The organism is Halorussus salilacus, from assembly GCF_024138125.1.
Lineage (GTDB): Archaea > Halobacteriota > Halobacteria > Halobacteriales > Haladaptataceae > Halorussus > Halorussus salilacus.
Map to the genome: position 1 here is coordinate 325,511 of NZ_CP099993.1, position 16,258 is coordinate 341,768.

A 16,258-nucleotide genomic window follows, 5' to 3' on the forward strand; every position below is an offset into this window, starting at 1 on the left:
CGGTCCACTCGCGCTACCTTATCGGTCGAGAAGCGCGCGGGCGTCGGCTCGGATGCGGTCCATCACCGCCGGTTCGGTCCCATCCGGGAGGTCGAGGTGCTCGAAGTCGTTCATGATGCGAACCATCGCCAGCGCCTCGTAGACCGGTTCGGGGGTCGAAACCGATTCGGCGCGGTTCGGGGCCACCGCGCGATACCCCGACAGCATCGCTTCGCGGACCAGCGAGCGCCGGTCCGACACGTCGGCAAGCCCCGAGAGGAAGGCCCCGCCGAAGAGGTAGACGGCGAACTCGAAGTCGTAGGCCGGTGGCACGGCGAGCGTGTAGCCCCAGTCGAGCATCGCGGTGATCTCGCCCGTTTCCGGGTCGACGAGGAGGTTGTGGAGTCCGTGGTCGTTGCGCCCCAGAACGGGGTCGAAGGGACCGTCGAGGCTCGCGATGCCCGCTTCGAACCACCGGGTCAGTTCGGGCGTCAGGTCCGAGAACCGCGAGTCGGCGTGTCGGTCGAGTTCCGGGTCGACGCGCTCGCGGAGGTACGTCGGCCAGTCGTCGTGCGGTTCGCTGACCGTCAGGTCCGCCGGGTCGCCCGCGGGGCGCTCGCCGGTCAGTTCGGGACCGCTGTGGCGGGCGTGTCCGAAGCTCTCTACCGCCGGAACCGAGTGTAGTTCGGCCAGGTACTGCCCCGTCTCTCGGGCGAGTCGTTCGAGCGCATCGTCAGCGAGTCGACCGACGCGTTCGTAGGCGACCTCCTCGCCGGGGAGCGCGCTCATCAGGTAGTGAGGCGTCGGGAGCGTCTCGTGGGCGTCGGTGACGGCGACCACTTCCGGAACCGGAATCGACGTGTGCGCCCGGAGAACCGCCTGAATTCGGGCTTCGGTCGGAACTGCCCAATCTCGGCCGTCCGGCGAGGCCTTCAGGTACAGTCGTCTCGTCGTGTCGCCGTCGGCGACCGCGAGTCGGTAGACCGAACAGAACCCCCGTTCGGCCGGAGTCGCCTCCCGGAGTTCCCACGCCGGGTCGGCCGACTCGACTACCTCCCGAAGGGTCGAGTCCGGAATCGCTCGCGCCTCGGGGACCTCGTCCATAATCCGGGTAGCGAGTCGTCGATTAGAATCCTTTCGGTGGTGTGGGGCCGACTCACGCACCGACGGTCGTGCCGAGTGAAACGGAAAATTAGGGCGCGATGGCGTCCTCTTTGGCTTCCAGCAGTTCGTGATACCGGTTCCGAATCGTGACCTCGCTGATGTCCGAGACGTCGCTGACCTCGCTCTGGGTCACCTTCTCGTTGCTGAGCAGGGCGGCGGCGTAGACGGCCGCGGCCGCGAGTCCCACGGGCGACTTCCCGCTGTGGATGCCCTTCTCGGTCGCGGTGTCGAGGAGGTCGCGCGCGCGGCGCTCGACCTCCTCGCTCACGCCGAGGTCGGAGACGAACCGCGGGACGTAGCTCTTGGGGTCGGCGGGCTGAATCTGGAGACCCAGCTCGCGAACCACGTAGCGGTAGGTTCGGGCGATCTCGTCCTTCTCGACCCGCGAGACGTTGCTGATTTCGTCGAGGCTCCGCGGGGTCCCGGCCTGTCGCGCGGCGGCGTAGAGCGCGCTGGTGGCGACGCCCTCGATGGAGCGACCGGGCAGGAGGTCCTCGTCGAGCGCGCGCCGGTAGATGACGCTGGCGGTCTCCCGGACGTTGTCCGGCAGGCCGAGCGCGCTCGCCATGCGGTCGATCTCGCCGAGCGCCTGCTTCAGATTCCGTTCCTTCGAATCGCGGGTGCGGAACCGTTCGTTCCACTTGCGCAGACGCTGCATCTTCTCGCGCTGGCGGCTTCCGAGGGAGTTGCCGTAGGCGTCCTTGTCCTGCCAGCCGATGTTGGTCGACAGCCCCTTGTCGTGCATCGTGTTGGTGGTCGGGGCGCCCACCCGGGACTTCTCGTCTTTCTCCTTGGCGTCGAACGCCCGCCACTCCGGGCCGGGGTCGATCTGTCCTTCGTCGACCACGAGGCCGCACTCCGCGCAGACGGTCTCCCCGCGTTCCTCGTCGGAGACGAGGTTGCCGCCGCACTCGGGACAGCGGTGCTCCTCCCGCTCACTTCGTTCGCGTTCCGTTTCGTCGTTCGTGTGTTCGTCGGCTCGGTTACGGGTGCGTGTATCGGTCATGGTCTGGGTATGGGCGAGATAGCCAACGGTAGACGGTGCGCTGGACCGCAGGTGTAGAAGACAGTATTTTATAATAGCCGATACAACTTAAATACTTCGGCTCGGCGAACGCCGGGTCGTTCGACAGACCGAATTCTCGTCGGCCGAAACTGTCGTATTCAGTCCTTAACGGTTTTGCCCTCTAGATGCAATTCTCCGACTTTTTAAATACGACTTTCCGAGAGGTCCCGTATCGAAACCCTTACCGCTGGCCCGCGAAACCCTACGAGTATGAGCGAGACGTCGCCCGGCCCCGAGGAGGTCCGCCACGTCGCTCGCCTCGCGCGCGTCGGACTCGACGACGACGAGGTCGAGCGGTTCACCGACCAGTTCGCCGACATCCTCGACTACTTCGAGACGCTGGACGAGGTGCCCGAGGTCGACCGCGAGGCCGACCTCGTGAACGTGATGCGCGACGACGAGGTGCGCGAGTCGCTGAGCCCGGAGGAGGCGCTGGCGAACGCGCCCGAGACCGAGGACGGCTACTTCAAGGGCCCGAACGTCTCGTAATCGCCAATCATGAGTACGGACCACAACATCTTCGTCACCGAGGAGACCGTCGAGGGCGAGTCCGAGGGTCCCCTCGCCGACGCCACCGTCGCGGTCAAGGACAACATCAGCACCGAGGGCGTGCGCACGACCTGCGGCTCGGAGATGCTCGACGACTACGTGCCGCCCTACGACGCGACCGTCGTCGAACGCCTGAAGGCGGCGGGTGCGACCGTCGTCGGCAAGGCCAACATGGACGAGTTCGGGATGGGCTCGACCACCGAGACCTCGGCGTTCGGTCCGGTCGACAACCCCGCCGCGCCCGGCCGGGTCCCCGGCGGTTCGTCGGGCGGGAGCGCGGCCGCGGTCGCCGCGGGCGCGGCCGACCTCGCGCTCGGGTCCGATACGGGCGGGTCGGTCCGCAACCCCGCGGCGTTCTGCGGCGTGGTCGGCATCAAGCCCACCTACGGGCTGGTCTCGCGCTACGGCCTCGTTGCCTACGCCAACAGCCTCGAACAGATCGGCCCGCTCGCGCCCACAGTCGAGGCTGCCGCCGAACTGCTGGACGTAATCGCTGGCCCGGACGAGCGCGACGCCACGACGCGCGAGGAAGGAGCCGACAGCGACTACGCCGGGGCCGCCGACGGCGACGTCGGCGGGACGACCGTCGGCGTCCCCACCGAACTCGTGGAGGGCGCAGACGAGGGCGTCGTCGAGCGCTTCGAGGAAGCGCTCGACGACCTCCGCGCGCAGGGCGCGACGGTCGAGGAGGTCTCGCTCCCCTCGGTCGAGCACGCGGTGGAAGCCTACTACGTCATCGCGATGTCGGAGGCCTCCTCGAACCTCGCGCGCTTCGACGGCGTCCGGTACGGAAATTCCGGCGGCTTCGAAGGCAACTGGAACGAGGCGTTCAGCGAGTCCCGCGAGGCCTTCGGCGAGGAGGTCAAGCGACGCATCCTGCTGGGCACCTACGCGCTCTCGGCGGGCTACCACGACAAGTACTACAAGCAGGCCCAGAACGCCCGAGCGTGGGTCAAGCAGGACTTCGACGAGGCGTTCGCCGACGTGGACGTGCTGGCGAGCCCCACGATGCCGACCCCGCCGTTCGAGCGGGGCGAGAGTCTGGACGACCCGCTCCAGATGTACCTCGCCGACGCCAACACCGTGCCGGTGAATCTGGCCGACCTGCCCGCCATCTCGGTTCCTGCTGGCGAAGTCGAGGGCGGCCCGGTCGGCATCCAGTTCGTCGGCCCGGCGTTCGGCGAGGAGGAGATCATCCGGGTCGGGAGTGCGGTGGAGAACTGACGAGAGGCGACGCTCCGCGTTCTCGGTGGATCAGTCGACCACTTCTACGTCGAACTTGGCCGTCCAGCGATAGCGCCGCCCGCCCCAGACGAAGGTGGGCCGGAGCAGGCCGTAGGCCAAAAGCGGGACCGACAGCATCACCGCGGGATACGCGAGCAGGAACGTCCACCGACGGAGGCCGAACCCGGCGTACAGCACTGCGAGCAACGCGGTCAGGACGACGGCCGCCGGAAGCGGTGCCAGCAGTCCGCTCGCGGTCGCGAGCGTCCCGAGGGCCGCGTTGAACGCGCTCCCCGCGGGGTCGTGGTACCGGGCGATCTTGGTGAACCGGACGTGGCGCTCGACGGACTCGCGGAGGGTACCGCCGACCTCGACGCGACGGACTCGCTTGACGGGCGTCACGTCGATACGGTCGGTGAGCAGGCCGTCGTCGCTGACGGTTCGGCGGAGGTCCTCGACGAAGGCGTCCTCGTCGGGGAGGTCGTCGCGCTCGAAGACGACCGCACCGGCCCACGCGATTCCCCCGCCGTAGACGCCAGCCGTGCCCGCGATGGCGTACAGCGGTTCGAGGAGGACCGCGAGCGGGTCGCGACCGACGAAGAACGGGAGCTCGGTCGTCGGGCCGTGACGGTCGTAGTCGTCGTGTAGCCGGTCGAGCCAGTCGCCGGGGTGCTCGAAGTCGTCGTCCGTCCACACGATGCGGTCGTTGTCGGCGGCCTCCATCCCGGCGGCGATGGCGTTGGCCTTCCCTGAACAGCCCGCGGGGTCGCCAGCGACGACGAGTCGCGCCCGTTCGGGGAACTCTCCGGTCCGGTCGGTGACGGGGTCGGTCTCGGCGTCGCAGACGACGAGGAGTTCGTCCGAGGGGCCGAGCTGGTCGCCGACCTCCTCGATGACGGGCGTCCACGAGACGGCGGGAAGGAGAACGCTCGTCGGGGGGCGCGAGGACATGTGTCGATATCCGAAATCCGAGGACCAAAACCGGCACGGTTCCGTTCGCTCACCCGACAGCTCCGGTCTGGTCGGGTCGTCTGCCCGGGGTCCGGTGAACTTTTCACGCGTCATGACCGAACCCTGATATGTGCTCGGCGAATCAGTTCTCGGAGGAGCTGGCCGTCTTCTACGAGGCCACCCACGACTACGGCGACATCGGCGACGAGTCGTTCTATCTCGACGCGGCGACCGACGCCGACGAACCCGTGTTGGAGGCCGCCTGCGGGACGGGGCGGCTCTACCTCGAACTCCTCCGGCGGGGCGTCGACGCCGACGGCTTCGACGTCTCGCCCGCGATGCTGGACATCCTCCGGGAGAAGGCCGACGACGAGGGGCTCACACCCACGGTCTGGGAGGCCGACCTGCGGTCGTTCGACGCCGACCGGGAGTACGCGCTGGCGCTGGTCCCCTACAACTCGTTCTGCAACCTCCGGGGAGTCGACGACCAGCTCGCGGCCCTCGACGCGCTCCACGAGGTTTTGAAGCCCGGCGGCCGACTCCTGTTCGACGTGTACGTCCCCCGGTACGACGTCATCGCCGAGGCCTTCGGCGAGTGGCAGGACGTTCGGGAGGTAGAATACGGCGGGACGACGCTTCGGGGGCGCTCCCGGGCGACCATCGAAGATCAGGTGGCCCAGACCTACCGAACCGAGCAGGAGCTTCTGAACACGGACGGCGAGGTCGTGGCACGCGACGAGTTCGTCCTCTCGCACCTCCCGGCTCAGCAGGTCGAACTGCTGGCGCGCCACTCTCGGTTCGAGGGGTGGTCGGTCTCGGGCGGGTTCGACGGTGAACACCTCGAAGACGGCGACGGCGTTCAGGTGTGGGAACTGGTGAAGTAAGAGCGCGTTACCACCGACGGGACCCACCGGTCGCGAGCTACTCCTCCCTCCGGACCACCAGCACCGGCCCGACGGTCTCGGCCGCGACGCGCTCGGTCTCCTCGCCGAACACCAGCGACCGGAGCGACGGCGCTCGCTCGCCCATCACGACGGCGTCGTGGCCCGCGACGGCGTCGACGAGCGCCTCGAACGCCGGGCTGTCGGTCGCGAGTTCGGTTCGAACGTCGATACCGGCCGCGGCGAGTGCCTCGGCGGCTTCGTCGAGCTCCGTCCGGTCCTCGGGTGTCTCGGCGTCGGCGGCCCGGAACAGCGTGACGCCGATGTCTCGGTCGCCGACGAGGTCGGCCACGAACGACAGGATGCGCTCGACCGCGACCTCGCCGGTCAGCGGGACGAGCAGGCGCTCGACCGGACCGGTCGTCCCGGTGATGGCGTAGGCCTCCGCGCCGACCTCGTCGACGACGCGGTCGACTGTCTGCTCGCGGTCGTGGGTGAACACGAGTCGGTGGTCGGCCGCGCCGCCCGCCTGCCGGAACTCCTCTGCGAGGTCTTCGAGCGCCTCGGTCGCGCGGTCCTCGTACTGGATGCGCGCCTGGTCGGGCGGCGTCTGTTCGGGCAGGACGTGGTAGCCGAGCACCGTCACGTCGGCGGTGGCGAGCAGGCCGGTCAGGCCGGTCGAGACCGATTCGCCTTCGAGCACCGCCACGGGTACGAGTACGCGCATCGTCAGAGTTCCCCCTTGAGGGTCACGTCCCGAGCGTAATAGAGGTACCACCCGGCGCTCGCGAGCATGACGGCGACGCCGATGACCTGCGAAGCGGGTTGCATGAACCCCACGAGCGCGAAGCTCGCGACCGCGCCGAGCACGGGCACGGCGGGATAGCCCGGCACCCGGAAGTCCGGGTCGTACCACTCGGGCTCGTCGCGCCGGAGCGCGACGAGCGCGACGCACATCAGCCCGTACATCACTAGGTGCAGGAACGACGCCACCTCCGCGAGTATCTCGACCTGCCCCGTCGCCACCAGCACGAGGACGGGCCCGCCAGCCAACCCCAGCGCGACGTGGGGCGTGCCGTATTTGAGGTTGATGCGACTCGCCCATCGGGGCAACAGGGCGTCCTTCGAGACGGCGTAAATCGCCCGCGAGGTGCTGAGGACCGACGCGTTGGCGCTGGACATCGTGGCGAGGAGTCCGCCGAAGACGATGGCGAGCGCGCCCGCCTGCCCGAGGAACTCGCGGCCCACCTCGACCATCGCGGTCTCGCCGAGCGCCGCGAGGCGGTCGCTACCGAACGCGCTCGTCGCGACGAAGATGGTCGCGACGTACATCACCCCGACCACGACGACCGACCCGACCATCGCCAGCGGGAGGTTCCGACCGGGTCGCTTCATCTCCCCGGCGACCGTCGCCACCTGCGCGAACCCGAGGTAGGACGTGAACACCAGCGCCGCGGTGGTCAGGACGGGGACCGAACCGAACGGCGCGAACGTCTCGGGCGCGCTGGATTCGCCGATGATTCCCAGCGCGTCGAGACCGCCGTAGACGAGGAACACCGCGAGTATCGAGAGTAACAGCGCGACGATTCCGTTCTGGAGCTTCGCGGCGTTCTCGGTGCCGGTGACGTTCAGGACCGTGAACCCCGCACCGAACACGAGTGCCAGCGGAATCACGAGTCCCTCGCCGACGGTCACGCCGAGTTCGACGAGCGTGTCGACGGCGTAGAAGCCGAAGCCGACGAGGTAGAAGGCGGTCGCGAACACCAGTCCGAACCACAGCGAGAGGCCGACGACAGCGCCAGCGAGCGTCCCGAGGCCGCGAGAGATGAAGTAGTAGCCCCCGCCGCTCTTGGGCATCGCCGTGGCGAGTTCGGAGGCGGGTAGCGCGACAAGAAGCGCGATGACCGCGCCGATGGCGAACGACCCCGCCGCGGCGGGACCGGCACGCCCGGCCGCCAACCCCGGGAAGACGAAGATTCCCGCACCGATCATCGTCCCGATGCCGATGGCGAGGCCGCCGGAGAGCCCAAGCGTGCGCTCCAACTCGGCGTCCTCGGTGATGGTCGCCTCGTCGGTCTCGACCGCGGGCTCGGCGTCGGGGGCCCGGCCCTCGATGTTGGTTCCCCTCGGCGGTGGCGGCGTCTCGCTTCCCATGGCGCACCTGATTCCCGCCAGACAGATATCTCTACTGCCGAAACGGTCGGGCCAACAAAAAACGGCCGGGGCAAAAAGAGCGAGTGGGAGAGAGCGGGAGAGAGCAGGAGAGAACGCGAGAGAACGCGAGATGGAACGTCAGAGCCGCCTACTCGCTGTACGCGAGGTTCATGATCCACTGCGAGAAGGCGTCGCTCTCGGGGTCTATCTCCTCCTCGCCGATGAACGGCGAGAGCATGTCCCCGGCCATCAGAAGCGAGAAGTCCAAATCCCGAGCCGCGGGCGTGATGAGGTAGGTGTTGTGCCCGTCGTAGACGGTCTCCTCGCGCTGGACCAGTCCCATCTCGTCGAGCGACTCGACGATGCGGCTCCCCTTCCGGGAGTCGACGCCCAGTTCCTTCCAGAAGTCGCTCTGGTGGATGCCGCCCGACTCCCGGACGAGTTCGAGCCCCGCGCGCTCCTCCTCGCTGAGGTCCTCCTCGGATACTGCCATACCCGGAACACGGACCCCGAGCGGTTTAAATGTGACCGTCCTCGCCGCCGACCGCGACCGCCTCGTAGTCGGTCTCGCAGGGTCTGCCCTCGGCGAACCAATAGCGACCCCCTCGGTCGGCGTCGATTGCCACCAGCGACGACGACCGGGTGCCGAACGCCTCGCCGTGGACGCAGGCGTCGAGGTCGTGGTCCCGAAGGACCGCCCCGGCGCGCTCGAACCACTCCTCGGCGTCGGTCTCGGGGTCGGGTCGGACCGCCTCGCGGATTCGCTCGGCCTTCGGCGCGTCGGCGTCGTGGCCCTCGTTGACGACGACGTGGACGCCGGGGTCGAAGCGGGTCTCCCGGAGGACGCCGTCCCACGCCAGCAGAGCCGCGTCGTCGGCGTCGGCCACCACGAGGTTGAACCCCGCGTAGTCGGTGCCAGCCAGTTCGCTTCTGACGAACGAGACGGCCTCGCGCGCCGACTCGCGGGCGAGCGCGTCCCGAACGAGCAGGCCGCGCGAGCGCCCGCCCTCGACCTCGGCCCGGCGGTTGGTCACCGCGACGAACAGCCCCGCGTCGTTGTAGCCGATCCACGTTCCGCCCGCCTCCTCGTCCCGCGGAGCGACGACCTCGGGCTCGGAGTCGATGACGCCCGGCGGTCGCGACGGGCGACCGAGCGCCTCGTCGCGGTTCGCCGCGGCGGCTATCGGCGTCCCCTCGAACACCCGCCACGCGAGGATGAGCGTACACACGCCCGGAGCTACGTCCTCACCCCTCTAAAGAGTCGCGGGCCGAAACGTTCCGTTCCGTTGACCGAAACGCTCCGGGTCGCTGGCCGAGGTCGCCTCGGCCAGCGACCCGGAGGGACGACACCGCCCCCGAACCACCGCCCGGGGGGCCGACGCGAACTGCAATAACCGTTATTGACGGTGGCGTCGTGGCCCTGCTATGGTCGACCACACCCGACGCCGTTTCCTCTCCGCGGGCGTGACGGCGGGTCTCGCGGGCATCGCTGGCTGTTCCACCCGGAGCCTGCTCGGGGCGACGCGGGACGGCGAGACGAGCGACGGCGACAAGACGGACGGGCCCGCAGCGCCCGCCGAACTCACTTTCGAGGAGTCGGCCGACGAACGCGACCCCCTCGACGTCCGCGGCGCTATCTACGTCCCGGCGCGGGCGTTCAACGTCTACCAGCAGTGGGCCGACTACGACCACGAGGTCGTCGAGCGCGACCTCGGGTACGCGACCGAGGTGAACCTGAACGCCATCCGAGCGTGGGCGAGCTTCGAGTTCTGGGAGGAAGCCCCCGAGGCCCACGCCGAGCGCCTCGACCACTTCCTGTCTGCGGCCGACGACCGCGACCTGTCGGTCGTCCTCAGCCTCTTCGACTTCGCGGGGAAAGAACCCAGCGAGGAACGCCTCCGTGACACCGACCCCCGGACCGCCACCGGAGTCAAGTCGCCCGCCTCTTCGGTCATGAAGCGGAAATCGCGGTGGGACGCCCCGATGGAGTACGTCGGCTGGGCGATGGAGCGCTACGGCGACGACGACCGCCTACTGGCGCTCGAAGCCATGAACGAACCCGGCTGGACGAGCCACTCGACCGAGTTCGCCCGCGGGGTGTTCGAGACGATGGCCGACGACCGCGGGTCGGTCGCGCTGACCGTCGGGTCGACCAGCATGGCGAACAACGCCGAATACCTCGACTGGGGCTCTGACGCTCTCCAGTTTCACTACAACTTCGCTGAGAGCCGAGCCACCTACCGCGAGATGCTCGAATCGAATCGGGCGGTCGCCGACGAACTCGACGCGCCGGTCTGGCTCTCGGAGTGGCAGCGGGTCCGGGAGGCGACGGGGTTCGCCGCCGAACCGCCCGACGACCAGAAGGGGCCGAACTACGCGTCGCTCGCGCCGCTCGTCCACGAGGCCGGATTCGGCAGTTTCTTCTGGTCGCTGATGGTCAAGCCCGCGTTCGTTCCGGCCCAGCGGAAACACGGCGTGCTCAACGGCCTGTTCCACGAGGACGGAACGGTGTACAGCGCCGAGGACGCCCGGGCCATCGCGGCGATGTCGGGCGAGGCGTCGTTCGACGGCGAGGAGCGCCGCGAGTGGCCCGAGTGGGCCGCGGCGGTCTCGGACGGGACCTAGCTCTTTCGAAGGCGCTCGCGGACCGCCTCGCGCTCGACGGTCCCCGACGCGGTCCGGGGGAGTTCGTCGGCGAACTCGACCGTTCTGGGGCGCTTGTACCCCGCGAGGCGGCCCTCGAAGTGGGCTTCGAGGGCCGCCACCGAGAGCTCCGCATCCCCCTCGGGGACGACCAGCGCCGCGACGCGCTCGCCCCACTCCTCGTCGTCGAGGCCGACGACCGCGGCGTCGCGCACCCCCGAGTGCTCGCGGAGGACCTCGACCACCTCGCCGGGGTGGACGTTCTCGCCGCCGGTGACGATGCGGTCCTCGCGGCGGTTGAGCACCCAGATACGGCCGCCCTCGTCGCGGTAGCCCACGTCGCCGGTGCGGAGGCCGTGGGGCCCGAACGCCGCCGCGGTGGCCTCCCGGTCGCCGTAGTACCCCGCCATCACGGTCGGTCCCGAGACCGCGAGTTCGCCGACCTCGCCCTCGGGCAGTGGATTCCCGTCCCCGTCGATTACGGTCACGTCGGTCCACAGGAGCGGTCGGCCGACGGTGCCCCGGTGCTCGAACGCCTCGCGGGGCCGTGCGGTCGCTATCTGGGAGGCGGTCTCGGTCATCCCGTAGGTCGGGTGGACCGGTACGCCGAGCGTCTCGCAGCGCGATATCAGGTCGTCGGAGGCGGGCGCGCCCCCCAGCAGGACGAATCGCAGGGAATCCGCGAGTCCCTCCCCCTCGCTCGCGTCGAGCATCCGCCGGAGCATCGTCGGCACCAGCGAGACGCCAGTCGCCTCGTACTCCGCGATTGCGTCGACCGCGGCCCCGGCGTCGAACCCCTCTTGCAGGACCACGGTCGCGCCGTAGAGCGCCGACCGGAGGACGACCGAGAGCCCGCCCATGTGGTACATCGACAGACAGAGGAGCCACCGGTCGTCGGGGGTCGCGCCCAGCCTGAACGCCGAGGCGGTCGCGCTCGCGAGGAAGTTCCCCATCGAGAGTTCGACCGCCTTCGGGTCGCCGGTGGTGCCCGACGTGAACAGCATCGCCTGCGTGTCGCTACGCGACCACTCGGCGGGCGCGAAGTCGCCGGAACCGGCGACTTCGCGCCCGGAGTCGGCGAGCTCTCCCCCAGAATCGAGGTCGCCGCGCTCCGCGGCGCGGAGCGCGGCGACCGACTCGCATTCGGGCGAATCGACCGACGCGACAGGAAGCTCCGGGACCGCGGCCGGGAGGTCCGAGCCCGCGACCGCCTCCGCGACGGCGACCGCGTCGGCCTCGGTCTCGCGCTCGCAGACCACGAGGGTCAGGTCGGCCGTCTCGGCCTGCCGGGCCAGTTCGGGCCGGGCGAGCCGGGCGTTCAGGGGCACCAGCACCGCGCCGAGTCGCATCGCGGCGTGGACCAGCCGGACGAACGCGACACTGGTCTCCATCAGCACGCCGAGGTGGTCGCCCTCCCGGACGCCCAGCGCCGCGAGTCGGCCCGCGGTCTCCGAAACGGCCGAGTCGAGTTCGGCGTATGTCCGCTCGGTCCCGTCTCCGGCCTCCACGAGCGCGGTCGCCTCGGGCGAGGTCCGCGCCCGGTGGGTCAGCCAGTCGCGGGTGGTCTCCGAATCCCGACCGTTCTCACGCATCGTCGGGCCACACCTCCGGAGTTCCGTTGCCGGGGGCCTGCGGGACGACCGCACGCCCGTCCTCGACCGACGCTGGGTCCGGTCCGAGGTCGGATTCGAGCAGGTCGGCGGTCGCGAGACCACACGCCGGGCGTTCCGGAATCGCGGCCGCGACGTGGACCGCCGCGGTCCGGGCGACGACGCCGTCGATGGTGGTCGTCACGACGGGGAGAACCCCCGCCTCGCGCGCCCGCTCGGCGGCCGCGACCGCCGGTCGCGGCCCGCCGAGCGCCATCGGCTTCAGGACGACCGCGTCGGGGTCGGCGTCGAGGGCGTCCTCGAACGCGACCCGAGCGAGGGTCTCGTCGAGCGCGACCGGGCCCGAGAGCGCCGCGAGTCCGGCGAGGTCGGTCGCGGGCAGGGGCTGTTCGACGTAGGCGAGTCGGTTCCCGACCGCGTCGAGGAACCGCTGGGCCTCGGGGCGGGTCCAAGCGCCGTTGGCGTCGGCACGGAGTTCGGCGTCGGCGAGCGCGTCGGCGACCGCCTCGACGCGCTCGATATCGGCCGCGAGGGGGCGGGAACCGACCTTCAGCTTGACGCAGTCGAAGCCGGATTCGACCGCGCGCTCGGCGACTTCGACCGTCTCCTCGACTCCGGCGTCGCCGACGGTCGCGTTGACCGGCACGCTCTCCACCCGGTCCGACGCGCCGAGGAAGCGATAGAGCGCGAGGCCCTCGCGCGAGGCCCGGAGGTCGGCGAGCGCGAGGTCGAGGGCGTGGCGGGCGGCGGGGGTCGCGCCGCGCGCGACCCCGCCGCCGAGGTCGGCGAGGACCGATTCCGGTCGCTCGCCCGATTCGAGTGCGCTCGCGGCGTCGTCCAGCGCCGCCTCGCACTCCTCGCGGGACTCGGTCCACCCCGGGAGCGGGGCGGCCTCGCCGACCCCGACCGAACCCTCGGCGTCCTCCACGCGGAGCAAGAATCCTTCGCGCCGCTCGATTGGGCCGCGGGCGGTGTCGAGGGGGTCGGCGAGCGCGAGCGAGAAGGGCCGGGTTTCGGCGTTCATGCGAGCAGCCCCAGCGCGAACAGCACCGAGTAGCCCGCGAGCAGTTTCCCGGTCTGCTCCAGCGCGGGGTTCAGGGCCTCGCCCGAGGCGTCGGTGAGGACAGTTCGGGCGACCGACGCGGCGTAGGGAATCGTCACGAGCGGCAGGACGACCGCCGGAGCGTAGCCCTCCGAGAGCCAGAACCAGAACGGGACGGCGTACGCGACCGCGAGCATCCCGACGAACTCCGCCCTGCTGGCGGTGTAGCCGACGAGGACCGCGAGCGTCTTCTTGCCCGCCTTCCGGTCGGTTTCGAGGTCCCTGACGTTGTTGACCACGAGGATGTTCGTGGAGATGGCCGCGACCGGGAGGCTGGCGACGAACGCCGCGAGGGTAACCGTTCCCTCGGGAATCGCGGTGGGGAAGGCGGGGGCGAGGACCGCGGCCGCCTGCACGTAGAAGGTGCCCATCACGGCGACGACGCCGAAGAAGACGAAGACGAACAGGTCGCCGAGACCGTGGGAGCCGAGGGGGTAGGGACCGCCCGCGTAGGCCACGCCCGAAATCACGCTCGCGAGACCGATGACGAGGATGGGCAGGCCGCCGACCCAGACGAGGTAGACCCCGACGAGTATCGCGAGCGCGAAGGTGGCGTACATCGCGCGCTTGACCGACTCGGGCGCGATGAGCCCCGACTGGGTGACCCGGGTGAACCCCTCGCGCTCGTCGGTGTCGACGCCCTTCACGGCGTCGTAGTAGTCGTTGGCGAAGTTGGTGCCGATCTGGATGAGCGCCGCGCCGAGGAAGGCCGCCAGCGCCGGAAGCGCCGCGAACACGCCCTCGTGGACCGCGAGGCCGGTGCCGACGATGACGGGCGCGGCCGCCGCGGGAAGGGTGTGGGGCCGGGCGGCCATCAGCCACGCCTCCCGGCGAGAGCGTTCGGTCGTCGTTTCGGTCATCGTCCGGAGGTTACGGCGAGCGAACAATAGCACCTGTGGTTTTCGCGGCGCGGGAGCTACCGAACGAGAGTCACCGAGAGAACCGTTCTCCGCTCGTATCTACTCCTTGTCGCCAGAACCACTTAAACGAATGACGGAGGCAGGATGGTGAAGCGACGCTCAGTCGTCGCCCGCGGCGAACTCGCGGGCCGCCTGCCGTAGCTTTTCAGAGACGCCAGGAACGTCGTCGGGCGGGACTTCGCCCTCGGATTCGATGTCGGCGAGTGACTTCGGGAACTCCCGGAGGGAGTAGTGAACCGCAATGCCCGCGTTCGCTCCCTCGCCCATCGCCACCGGAATCTGGCTGTGGCCGGGCGTGAGGTCGCCGACCGCGTAGACGCCCTCCACGCTGGTCTCGCCGCTCTCGTCCACGAGGACCGCCCCGTCGTCGCCGAGGTCGCAACCCAGCTCCGCCGCGAGGCCGTTGTTGTACCGCCTGCCGTACATCGGGAAGCCGCCGCGGTACTCCCGGAAACGTCCGTCCTCGAACTCGAAGCCCGCCAGCCAGCCGTCGTCGCCCTTCTCCATGCCGACGACCTCCTCGTGGACGATATCGACCGGGTGGGCCCGGAGCTGTCGGTCGGTCTCGTCGCTCCACTCGGGGTCCTCGCCTCGGGTCAGCAGGTCCACGTCGGCGGTGAAGTTGAGCATGACCATCGCGACGTGGGCGGCCGACTCGCCCGCGCCCATCACGAACACCGGTTCGTCCACGAACATGTAGGCGTCGCAGTGCAGGCAGTAGTGGAGTCCCCGGCCGGTGGGCGGGAGCGGCGGGTCGGGTTCGGCGTCCGAGAAGCCGGTCGCCAGCACCACCGCGTCGGCGACGAAGTCGGCGTCTCGGGCGTCCAGACGGAACCGCCCGTCGTCGCGTCGTTCGGCCGACTCGACGAACCCGCGGACGTAGTCGGTCCCGTAGCTCTCGACCTGCTCGCGGGCCGTCTCGAGGAACTCCTTGCCCGACACGTCCTCGGTGACGCCGACCACGTTGTGGGTGTCGGCCATCATGGCGGCGCGGCCGCCGCCGCGGTTCACGACGACCGTGTCGTGGCCGAGTCGCGTGGTGTACAGCGCGGCCGTGAGCCCGGCGGGACCGCCGCCGACGACTGCGACTTCGTACTCCCGAGTCTCGTCGGTCATGTGGTTCGAATTGGACGTTGACGGCCTTAAGCGGGCTGGCGGCCGGGTCGGGGGTGTCGTCAGTACGTTTCGACCTCGACGCCGAGGCGCTCGAAGTCGGCTACGTTGTCGGTGAGGACAGGCTGGTCGAGAACGTTCGCAATCGCGGCGATGTGAGCGTCGTTCCAACCCACTCCGCTATCTTCGCCCGAGTCGTCGTCTGCGCTTGCGAGCAGTTGGCCCGCGGCGCGGCTTAGCTCTTCGTTCAGGTCGATTCGGGGATACCCGAGTAGCCGATTCCGAATCTCGAACTTGGTGGTGTCGCTTCGCTCTGTCGCCGCGCCGTAGAACGTCTCCGCGACGACGGGAACCGGGAGCCACTGGAGTTCGCCCCGCTCGACTATCTCGACGCCTTTCTCGAACGCGCCCCGGTCTTCTGCCATCAGGTCGAAGACGTACGTCGAGTCGAGTATCATTCGTCGCTCGAAAAGGCCTCTCGCGCTCGGCGTTTTCGCTCTGCGTCGCCTTCACGGAGCCGCTTTACCGCTTCCTTCATCTCCTCGGCTTCCTCCGGAGTGAAGAGGCCAGTGACCTCGCTCGGGTGCGCTCGGCGAGTGAGACGCCGGAGCGCGTCCTCCATCGTCTCGTCCTCGCGCTTGCGGGACTCCACCCACGAGTAGAACTCCTCGGAGACGCGGATGGTCTCGTCCATGTCGGCAATACGCTTCCGCGCGTTCATCAATATTCCCCCGATTAGCGTCCGTATCGAGGGGAACGGTCGGCCAGCATCCACGCCGAGTACGGTCATGGCCCGAGTTGGTCCCGGCTTCGTATTTGAATGTGTGGCCGTAGCGAAGAGTGACACCGACCACCGCGCAGGACGCGAAGCGTCCGCACCAGTAGCACCGACAGCGCGCGAA

At 69.5% G+C, this 16,258-nt stretch carries 17 protein-coding genes; 4 read left to right on the forward strand and 13 right to left on the reverse strand.

What is annotated here, in order from left to right:
- Window positions 1-18: 18 nt before the first annotated feature.
- On the reverse strand, window positions 19-1,083 hold the full coding sequence (locus tag NGM10_RS01655; protein ID WP_253481105.1) for a phosphotransferase family protein: 1,065 nt from the start codon (window positions 1,081-1,083) through the stop codon (window positions 19-21).
- A gap of 88 nt (window positions 1,084-1,171) precedes the next feature.
- The gene (locus NGM10_RS01660) at window positions 1,172-2,149 is read right to left on the reverse strand and encodes a transcription initiation factor IIB (protein WP_253481107.1); all 978 of its coding nucleotides are present in this window, start codon (window positions 2,147-2,149) and stop codon (window positions 1,172-1,174) included.
- 270 nt (window positions 2,150-2,419) lie between these two features.
- Here NGM10_RS01660 and gatC point away from each other — a divergent pair, with 270 nt between their 5' ends.
- Together gatC and gatA are read left to right on the forward strand one after the other, a co-directional pair.
- Window positions 2,420-2,698 carry an Asp-tRNA(Asn)/Glu-tRNA(Gln) amidotransferase subunit GatC gene (gene gatC, locus NGM10_RS01665; RefSeq protein ID WP_253481109.1) on the forward strand — a complete coding sequence of 93 codons (279 nt, stop codon included), beginning with the start codon at window positions 2,420-2,422 and terminating at the stop codon, window positions 2,696-2,698.
- 9 nt (window positions 2,699-2,707) lie between these two features.
- A complete protein-coding gene (gene gatA / locus NGM10_RS01670; protein ID WP_253481112.1) occupies window positions 2,708-3,982 on the forward strand; it encodes an Asp-tRNA(Asn)/Glu-tRNA(Gln) amidotransferase subunit GatA in 1,275 nt (424 codons plus the stop codon).
- Between the two features lie 30 nt (window positions 3,983-4,012).
- Here the strand turns inward: gatA and NGM10_RS01675 are convergent, their stop codons facing one another.
- Window positions 4,013-4,933 carry a glycosyltransferase family 2 protein gene (locus NGM10_RS01675; protein ID WP_253481116.1) on the reverse strand — a complete coding sequence of 307 codons (921 nt, stop codon included), beginning with the start codon at window positions 4,931-4,933 and terminating at the stop codon, window positions 4,013-4,015.
- Window positions 4,934-5,061: 128 nt separating this feature from the next.
- Here NGM10_RS01675 and NGM10_RS01680 point away from each other — a divergent pair, with 128 nt between their 5' ends.
- Window positions 5,062-5,817: a class I SAM-dependent methyltransferase gene (locus tag NGM10_RS01680; protein ID WP_253481119.1), complete on the forward strand. Its 756-nt coding sequence runs from the start codon at window positions 5,062-5,064 to the stop codon at window positions 5,815-5,817.
- Window positions 5,818-5,854: 37 nt separating this feature from the next.
- Here the strand turns inward: NGM10_RS01680 and NGM10_RS01685 are convergent, their stop codons facing one another.
- The 4 genes from NGM10_RS01685 to NGM10_RS01700 all read right to left on the reverse strand — a co-directional run bounded on the left by NGM10_RS01685 (window position 5,855) and on the right by NGM10_RS01700 (window position 9,197).
- Window positions 5,855-6,541, reverse strand: a complete 687-nt coding sequence (locus NGM10_RS01685) for a universal stress protein (RefSeq protein ID WP_253481121.1) — start codon at window positions 6,539-6,541, stop codon at window positions 5,855-5,857.
- Window positions 6,542-6,543: 2 nt separating this feature from the next.
- Window positions 6,544-7,968, reverse strand: a complete 1,425-nt coding sequence (locus NGM10_RS01690; protein ID WP_253481123.1) for an APC family permease — start codon at window positions 7,966-7,968, stop codon at window positions 6,544-6,546.
- A gap of 148 nt (window positions 7,969-8,116) precedes the next feature.
- On the reverse strand, window positions 8,117-8,461 hold the full coding sequence (locus NGM10_RS01695; protein WP_253481125.1) for a helix-turn-helix transcriptional regulator: 345 nt from the start codon (window positions 8,459-8,461) through the stop codon (window positions 8,117-8,119).
- A 25-nt stretch (window positions 8,462-8,486) separates the two neighbouring features.
- Window positions 8,487-9,197, reverse strand: coding sequence for an NRDE family protein (locus NGM10_RS01700; RefSeq protein ID WP_253481128.1), 711 nt, complete (start codon window positions 9,195-9,197; stop codon window positions 8,487-8,489).
- A gap of 196 nt (window positions 9,198-9,393) precedes the next feature.
- Between NGM10_RS01700 and NGM10_RS01705 the strand changes: the two genes are divergently transcribed.
- A complete protein-coding gene (locus tag NGM10_RS01705) occupies window positions 9,394-10,593 on the forward strand; it encodes a glycoside hydrolase 5 family protein (RefSeq protein ID WP_253481131.1) in 1,200 nt (399 codons plus the stop codon).
- Here NGM10_RS01705 and menE read toward each other — a convergent pair.
- The 6 genes from menE to NGM10_RS01735 all read right to left on the reverse strand — a co-directional run bounded on the left by menE (window position 10,590) and on the right by NGM10_RS01735 (window position 16,050).
- On the reverse strand, window positions 10,590-12,203 hold the full coding sequence (gene menE, locus NGM10_RS01710) for an o-succinylbenzoate--CoA ligase (RefSeq protein ID WP_253481132.1): 1,614 nt from the start codon (window positions 12,201-12,203) through the stop codon (window positions 10,590-10,592). The two genes, NGM10_RS01705 and menE, sit on opposite strands and share 4 nt — an antisense overlap.
- The gene (locus NGM10_RS01715) at window positions 12,196-13,245 is read right to left on the reverse strand and encodes a mandelate racemase/muconate lactonizing enzyme family protein (protein WP_253481135.1); all 1,050 of its coding nucleotides are present in this window, start codon (window positions 13,243-13,245) and stop codon (window positions 12,196-12,198) included. Before NGM10_RS01715 ends, menE begins: the two co-directional genes overlap by 8 nt.
- Window positions 13,242-14,183, reverse strand: coding sequence for a 1,4-dihydroxy-2-naphthoate polyprenyltransferase (locus NGM10_RS01720; RefSeq protein WP_253481139.1), 942 nt, complete (start codon window positions 14,181-14,183; stop codon window positions 13,242-13,244). Before NGM10_RS01720 ends, NGM10_RS01715 begins: the two co-directional genes overlap by 4 nt.
- A 159-nt stretch (window positions 14,184-14,342) precedes the next feature.
- Complete coding sequence (locus tag NGM10_RS01725; protein ID WP_253481142.1) at window positions 14,343-15,359, reverse strand: NAD(P)/FAD-dependent oxidoreductase; 1,017 nt, start codon at window positions 15,357-15,359, stop codon at window positions 14,343-14,345.
- Between the two features lie 59 nt (window positions 15,360-15,418).
- On the reverse strand, window positions 15,419-15,814 hold the full coding sequence (locus NGM10_RS01730; RefSeq protein WP_253481145.1) for a PIN domain-containing protein: 396 nt from the start codon (window positions 15,812-15,814) through the stop codon (window positions 15,419-15,421).
- A complete protein-coding gene (locus NGM10_RS01735) occupies window positions 15,811-16,050 on the reverse strand; it encodes an antitoxin VapB family protein (RefSeq protein WP_253481148.1) in 240 nt (79 codons plus the stop codon). Before NGM10_RS01735 ends, NGM10_RS01730 begins: the two co-directional genes overlap by 4 nt.
- Window positions 16,051-16,258: the final 208 nt, after the last annotated feature.